The organism is Planctomycetia bacterium, assembly GCA_034440135.1.
Taxonomy (GTDB): domain Bacteria; phylum Planctomycetota; class Planctomycetia; order Pirellulales; family JALHLM01; genus JALHLM01.
Genome location: JAWXBP010000416.1, coordinates 1 through 7,301, shown reverse-complemented (window position 1 = coordinate 7,301; position 7,301 = coordinate 1). Strand labels below are relative to the sequence as shown.

Below are 7,301 nucleotides of genomic sequence, written 5' to 3'. Positions count from 1 at the left end.
CCTCTCTGGAGGAGATCCACAGCCAGCCGGCGACGCGCTTCCAGCGACGCCGCAGTGCCTTGGGGTCTCATCACCCCTGCTACGAAGGGTAGTGCTCAAAGGTTCATTGACAGCGCAGCCGGCAATAAGTGCGATCGACTATGCTCCCGCCAACAACGGAGACACGGACTTTAACTCCGTCCAAGTGTTTACGGAGTCTACGTCGGCCGTTTTTGAGCCAGGCTCCGCGCTCGAGGACGCGAAATACACCGGTGAAGTGACGCTGGGTGACATCGACGCTGACGGCGACCTCGCACTCGGTGATCTCAACGGCGACGGTTCGTTGGACGCATTGCTGGTCACCGACCAGCGGTTTCACATTGCGATGAACGATGGCTCCGGCCGATTCCAATACTCTAGTTCCCCGCAGTTGACGAACGTGGCGGCCGTGGCGCTTGGCGATCTCGACCGGGACGGCGATCTCGACGCCGTGTTCGCGGGGGCCGCGAACAGCCAATCGGTCTGGGTGAACAACGGTCACGGCGTTTTCACGCGCCTGTAAACTTTGTCTCACGCCGGCGGCGGCAAGGCGGTTACGCTGGGCGATTTCGACGCGGACGGAGATCTCGATGCGTTCGTGGCCACATCCGGCAATTCGTCGGATCAGCTTTGGTACAACGACGGTTTCGGATTTCTGATTCGGGCACAACAGGCCCTTGGCGGCGGAGATGGCGTCGATGTCGCGCTGGCGGACTTCGACGGCGACGGCGATCTCGATACGTACGTCGCGCAAGTCGGTTCGGACGCGCTGTGGCTGAATCATCCCGCCAGCGGCGACACCTACCCGTTCGACGGCCTCGTGCGCGTGGAGGACCTGAATCGGGTGCGCAATCACTTCGGAGCAAGCGGTCCGGCTGATGGTACGCTCCCCGGGGATACGTACCCGTTTGACGGCGAGGTCAGCATCGAGGACCTGAACGCGGTCCGCAACTATTTCGGCGGTGCGACGCCATTGCCGTCTCCCGTTCCGTCACGGCATAGCAGCGGGGCGACGCTGCTGGACAAACCGGTCGAGGTCACGGCACGCTTGGCCGTGGCAGTTCACGCGCACTCTCCCGCGAGCGCGTTCGACGCGGTGTTCGAAATGATCGCCCGGGAAGGCGGCTCCATTCCCGGAGCCAAGCGGGCCCGTGGCGTGCGGTGGGCGTGAGCAGCCAACCGAACGGTCGTGGGTCAACATTCGCAATGCACTTTGGGAGCGAACAGGATGGCAAGTTTTGGTCTGGGAAAACGCCGGTCGTTGAGCGGCGAGCGTCGGGATGCGCGGGGACGGAAGCTCCGCCTGGAATCGCTGGAGCGCCGCGAAATGCTCACCTACATCGAGTTCGATACGACCTTCGGCCTGCTTCACGCGCGAACGATTGACTCACGGGTGGCGCAAGATTTCGTGCGGCAGATCGATCGCGGGGACTATGACGGGACAATCTTTCATCGTCTCGTCCCCGAAGCGACGCTTTCCGCCGGGCGGCACTACGTCGATGGAAGTCCTGTGACGGAGGGCGGGAACGCGACGACCAGCTTTTCCGCGGCGAACACGCGCGGCGCCATCGCCGCAATTCCCGTCGAAGGAACGAACAAGTTCAGCGGGAGTTGGTTCATCAATCTAGCGGACAACCCACACCTGGACGCCGCCGGATACATGGTCATTGGCTACGTCGATTCGGACGACATGCACATCGTCGACGCGATTGCATCGCTGCCTACTTTCGACATCCGCGGCCATGAAAGCGTGCCGCTCCGCGACTTTGAACTGCAAGACCCGCCCCAACTGCCGGGCCCCGAGCATTTCGTCGTCGTCCACGATGCGCGCCGCACGCCGGTTAACATTTCTCTCTTCGACGACCAGGTCGTCGAAGAGGATGCTGGCCTGACTTACGGTTTTGTCTTCGCCTGGCTGTCGATTCCGTCGGACTCCATGGTGCAGATCAACTTCGCGACTTACGACGGCAGCGCCCGCAAGGGGGAGGATTATCAGGAGTCGACCGGCGTCGTGATGCTCAACGCCGGCGAGACGGGAAAGACCATTCGCGTGCCGATTCATAGTGACGGGGACTTTAAGTCCCACGAGACCATCCGTATCCGCATTTTCAATGCCTCCGGCGCCACGCTAGTCGACGATGAAGCGCTCCTGACCATTCTCAACGACGACCGCGGCGTGCCAGGCGATACGAATCTCGACAACGTGGTCGATATTGTCGACTTGAATAATGTCCGCAACCACTTTGGCTACGCTGGCTCGGAATTCCTGGGCGACGTCACCGACGACCAGCTAGTCGGAATCGATGATTTGAACGCCGTGCGAAACTACTTTGGGGCGACGGCAACGCCGCCGGTGGCGGCAAGTCCAGGAGTTACTAGCACAGTGACTTCGCCCGAGGCAGCTTCGTTCGCGGTTGTTCGTACAGTTCTACCGCAGGCCGCGCTGAACTCGCCACCACGCTACGGCATGCGGCGAAAAAGCATCGCGATCAGCGCGCCACAGGACGTCCTTCACTTTGTCGACAGAGTGTTCGACGAGCCAGATTTCGGTCCTGAGCGTCGCCAATCCCGACGGCGTAAGTAGTCCATTCGACGGCCGTGCGTGGGGTGGCAATCGTCGCGCCTGCGGCGTCGGAATCCGTAGCGCGTTCCCTTGGAAAGGCGGTTTCCGCCGTGTCTAATGGGAGAATTGGCAACCTCGCAGGCCGAGTTATTTCGCACTTGAATTGATAAAGTCCTCGCCGCCATGAGTCCTGACCGCGGCGAACTTGAAGCCTGGGATCGCCGCCACGTCTGGCACGCCTTTACCCAGATGGCCGAATACGAGCCGCTGCTGATCGAGCGCGGCGAAGGCTGCACGCTGTTCGATATCGACGGCCGCGCGTATCTCGACGGCGTTAGCAGTCTGTGGTGCAATCTGCATGGGCATCGCCATCCGAAGCTCGATGCGGCGATCACCGAGCAACTCGGCAAGATCGCCCATACGACGTCGCTCGGCACTTCGAACTCGACGACGATCGAGCTTGCCCGAAGGCTAACGAAACTAGCGCCCGCCGGGCTAGAACATGTCTTTTTCTCCGACAACGGCGCCACGGCGGTCGAAGTCGGGCTCAAGATGGCGTTTCAGTATTGGCGGCAATGCCCCGAGCCGCAGCCGGAAAGGAATCTGTACGTGGCGCTCGGCGACGCCTATCACGGCGACACGCTGGGCAGCGTGAGCGTCGGCGGCGTCGCGCGGTTTCACCAGATGTTCGCGCCGCTGCTGTTCGATGTGCGGCGCGTCGCAGCGCCGAATCCGTATCGCCCGCCGGCTGGCGTGGCGCCGGAATCGCTTTGTGCACATGCGCTGGCGGAGTTGGAGCAATTGCTGGAGCGAGAGCACGAGCGCATCGCGGCGTTCGTGATCGAACCGCTCGTGCAGTGCGCGGCGGGCATGGTCATGCATCCGCCGGGTTACCTGCGCGGCGTGCGCGAACTGACGGCGAAGTATGACGTCTTACTGATCGCCGACGAAGTGGCCGTCGGCTTCGGGCGCACAGGCAAGATGTTCGCCTGCGAGCATGAGCAAGTGTCGCCGGATTTCCTTTGCCTCGCCAAAGGACTCACCGCCGGTTATCTGCCCGCCGCGGCCACACTGACCACCGACCGTGTTTGGAACGCCTTCCTTGGGGACCACGCCTCGGGCCGAACATTCTTCCACGGCCATACCTACGGCGGCAATCCGCTTGCCTGCGCCGCGGCGCTGGCGTCGCTCGATATCTTCGAGGACGAGAAAACGCTCGCCAGGCTTCAAGAAAAAATCACCCACCTGGCGGCCCGACTCCGCCCGCTCGGCGAACATGAAAATGTCGGCGATGTGCGGCAACGCGGCCTGATCGCCGGCATCGAACTGGTTGCCGACCGGAAGTCGAAGACGCCTTTCCCGTCCGCGGAACGCCGCGGCTGGCGAATCTGCCAACGGGCCCGGGAACGCGGCGTCCTGCTGCGCCCTCTCGGCGACGTCCTGGTGGTGATGCCGCCGTTGGCGATTAGCCTTGACGAGATTGACCGGATTGTCGACGCGATTGAGATCTGAGGCCACAGTCGCGCAACACTGTCATCATCGCCGCTGATAGAATTGGGGGATGGACGACAACCCTTACAGGTCGCCGCTTAGCGAGACGCGGCCGGATACGCCGAAGCGGGCACCAATCGCGATAGCTATCGCAAGACTTGCCGTTTTCGCCGCCCTCACGACCTTTTCCATAGTTACCGTCCTGGCGTTTTTCGCGGCCCCGCCACTTTCATTCATCCCTGGCGGAATCGCGTACGGGTGTTACCGGCTAAGGCAACGCATTCAGCCAGCGCCAGATTCAGTTTAGAGCACCGAATTGCCGCCTAGCCCTTTTTCCGTTTGGTATGCGGGCAAACGGAGCCATTTTGCCCCTTTTACTCGCGTTGACCCATTTTTGCCGTTCCCGGATAATGGGGGATGGAAGCTACCCCAGATTGACATGCGTATGGCGATTGCTGAATCCACCGAGCTCGATACTTACTGCCTGAACCTGGCCCGCCGGGCGAAGGAGGCCGCTGCGCAGTTGGTGAGCCTGTCCGGCGAGCAGAAAAACCGCTGGCTGCGGGATTCCGCCGCGCTGCTGCGCGAGCGAACCGATCGGCTGGTCGCCGCCAATGCGCTCGATCTCCAGGCGGCCCCGGGCTTCGGCCTGACGGACGCCCAAATCGACCGTCTGCGGTTGACCCCCAAGGGAATCGCCGCGATCGCCACGGCTTTGGAGGAAATCGCCGCGCTGCCGGAACCGATCGGCGAGGTGATGGAATCGACCGTCCGGCCGAACGGACTGGATGTCCAGAAAGTGCGAGTACCGCTGGGCGTCGTGCTGTTCATCTACGAATCCCGGCCCAACGTCACCGCCGACGCCGCGGCGCTCTGCGTGAAGAGCGGCAACGCGGTGATTTTGCGTGGCGGCAAAGAGGCGGCGCATTCCAGCCGTGCGGTCGTCGAGACGCTCCACGAAACGGCATCGCGCCATGGCATTCCGGCCGACGCGGTGCAATTGGTGGCGACTTCGGATCGCGCCGCGGTGGGGCATCTGTTGAAGCTGAATCAATACATCGACCTGGCGATTCCGCGCGGCGGCGAAGGGCTGATCCGTCGCGTCGCCGCCGAGGCGACGATGCCGGTCATCAAGCATTTCGCCGGCAATTGCCACGTGTATGTCGATCGCTCGGCCAAGCTCGATAGTGCCGTCGAAATCACCGTCAACGCCAAGTGCCACCGCTTGGGCGTTTGCAACGCGGCGGAGTCGTTGCTCATCCATGCCGACGTGGCGGCGGAGTATCTGCCGGCGATCGGCGCGGCGCTGCAAGCCCGCGGGGTCGAGATTCGCGGCGACGACCGCACCTGCGAGCTGGTACCCGGCAGCAAGGAAGCGACCGACGAAGACTACTTCACCGAATACCTGGCGCCGATAATTTCGACGAAGGTCGTCGGTTCGCTGGACGAAGCGATCCGGCACATCAATCACTATAGCTCGCAACACACGGAAGCGATCGTCACCAACGACCTCGACGCCGCGCGCGAGTTCGCGCGCCGCATCGACAGTTCGGCGGTGATGATCAACGCCAGCACACGGTTCAACGACGGCGGCGAATTCGGTCTCGGCGCGGAGATTGGCATCAGCACCGACAAGTTCCACGCCCGCGGCCCCTGCGGCCTGAAAGAACTGACCAGCTACAAGTATGTCGTGTACGGAAACGGACAAGTGCGGGAGTAAGGAGACTCGAGTGAAAGTGATGAGTGATGAGTGATGAGTGATGAGTTGGGCCTGAGCCTGGCATGCGTCACTCATCACTTATCACTCCGCACTCATCACTCCCACCCATGAGCGGCGAAGTACTCAGCCAGACCGAAGTCGAAAGCTTACTCAGCGCCATGGATGGCGGTACGCGGAGCCAGACGGCCGCGTCCGCGGGCGCGAAAGCGGCGGCCGCCATGAGCGGAGGGGCGGGGCGCGCGCGGGAAAAAGTCACCCTCTACGACTTCAAACGCCCCGAGCGCGTCGGCAAAGAACAGATGCGGGCGCTGCAGACGCTGCACGAGGGCTTCAGCCGCAACTTCGGCGCTGCGCTATCGAGCTTGCTTCGCTCGATCGTTGAAGTGCAGCTCACCAGCGTCGATCAATTGACGTACAGCGAGTTCCTGTTCAGCCTGGAAAACCCGACCTGCTTCAACCTGCTGAAGGCCGATCCGCTCGAAGGGAACCTGATCCTCGACATCAACCCTTCGATTTTGTTCCCGATCATCGATCGCCTGCTCGGGGGCGGCCGTGAGACCGGGGCGTCGCAACGGCGGCCGCTGACCGAAATTGAACTGCGATTGGTCGGGCGGATCACGTCGCATTTCCTCCAGCAGATGAAGGCCGCGTGGGAAAACGTGGTTTCGCTGGATCTCGAAGTATTACGCGTCGAAAGTAATCCGCAGCTCGTGCAGATCGTCCCGCCGAACGAAGTGGTCGTCGTCGTGAGCTTCGAGGTCACCCTCGGCGAGGTCCGCGGGATGGTGAACCTTTGCATTCCGTTCAATGCCATCGAACGCATCGGCGGAAAGCTCTCGGCCAACACCTGGACCAGCTACGGCCGCAAGGACGTCGATCCCGAGCTGCTCCACCAGATCACCCAGAACCTGCATGGCTCCGAGGTGGAGGTCGTCGTCGACCTCGCGGAAACGCGGATCACGACGCGGGAGCTGATCGGATTGCGCGTCGGCGACGTCATCAAGACTGAGAAGGACGTCCACGCCCCGTTGAACGTGTCGATTCAAGGGGTGGAAAAATTCCACGCCAAAGTCGGCCAGGTGAAAGGCCAGAAGGCGATCCGCATCGAGACGGTCGTGTCGAGCAATCCGCACACGAAGCGGGCGTCGTAAGGGGAGACTTGGCGCGAAAGAGAGGTGACGCAGGGCGCGCAACAGGTTGAGGGCCACACAATTCTCAACCCCGAAAGGGGTGGCAGACAATAGCCAGCGGTGCGAACCGCTGGAACGATGTATCAACATAGAAACCTTGAGCCCCATCGGGGCGATACATCTCAAGCCCGTATTTCCCAGATGACTTCCCCGTAGTGGCACGCGATTTGCGCCAAACCCCTGAACAATAGGGGTATATCGCACATTCATGCCATGCTGTCCGGGGAACCCTATGGGTGACTGCCAAAAGCGCGATTTGCGGGTCGGTTTCGACCGCCGGTTGAAGCTGAAATTCCTGGGTAGTCAGGTCACCACGGAT

Annotated in this window: 7 protein-coding genes; 6 read left to right on the top strand and 1 reads right to left on the bottom strand. The window is 62.0% G+C overall.

What is annotated here, in order from left to right; all coding sequences use genetic code 11:
- The 6 genes from SGJ19_24300 to fliM all read left to right on the top strand — a co-directional run.
- On the top strand, nucleotides 1-541 hold a 541-nt coding region (locus SGJ19_24300), incomplete at its 5' end, for a VCBS repeat-containing protein (GenBank protein ID MDZ4783381.1).
- Nucleotides 542-544: 3 nt separating this feature from the next.
- Nucleotides 545-1,189, top strand: coding sequence for a VCBS repeat-containing protein (locus tag SGJ19_24295; protein MDZ4783380.1), 645 nt, complete (start codon nucleotides 545-547; stop codon nucleotides 1,187-1,189).
- Between the two features lie 57 nt (nucleotides 1,190-1,246).
- Nucleotides 1,247-2,602, top strand: coding sequence for a peptidylprolyl isomerase (locus tag SGJ19_24290; protein MDZ4783379.1), 1,356 nt, complete (start codon nucleotides 1,247-1,249; stop codon nucleotides 2,600-2,602).
- Between the two features lie 162 nt (nucleotides 2,603-2,764).
- Nucleotides 2,765-4,093 (top strand): adenosylmethionine--8-amino-7-oxononanoate transaminase, encoded by a 1,329-nt coding sequence (bioA, locus tag SGJ19_24285; GenBank protein ID MDZ4783378.1) that lies wholly within the window; start codon nucleotides 2,765-2,767, stop codon nucleotides 4,091-4,093.
- 424 nt (nucleotides 4,094-4,517) lie between these two features.
- The gene (locus tag SGJ19_24280; GenBank protein MDZ4783377.1) at nucleotides 4,518-5,792 is read left to right on the top strand and encodes a glutamate-5-semialdehyde dehydrogenase; all 1,275 of its coding nucleotides are present in this window, start codon (nucleotides 4,518-4,520) and stop codon (nucleotides 5,790-5,792) included.
- Between the two features lie 107 nt (nucleotides 5,793-5,899).
- Nucleotides 5,900-6,943: a flagellar motor switch protein FliM gene (gene fliM / locus SGJ19_24275; protein ID MDZ4783376.1), complete on the top strand. Its 1,044-nt coding sequence runs from the start codon at nucleotides 5,900-5,902 to the stop codon at nucleotides 6,941-6,943.
- A gap of 64 nt (nucleotides 6,944-7,007) precedes the next feature.
- Here the strand turns inward: fliM and SGJ19_24270 are convergent.
- Nucleotides 7,008-7,301: hypothetical protein (locus SGJ19_24270; GenBank protein ID MDZ4783375.1), on the bottom strand; the 294-nt coding region annotated here is incomplete at its 5' end.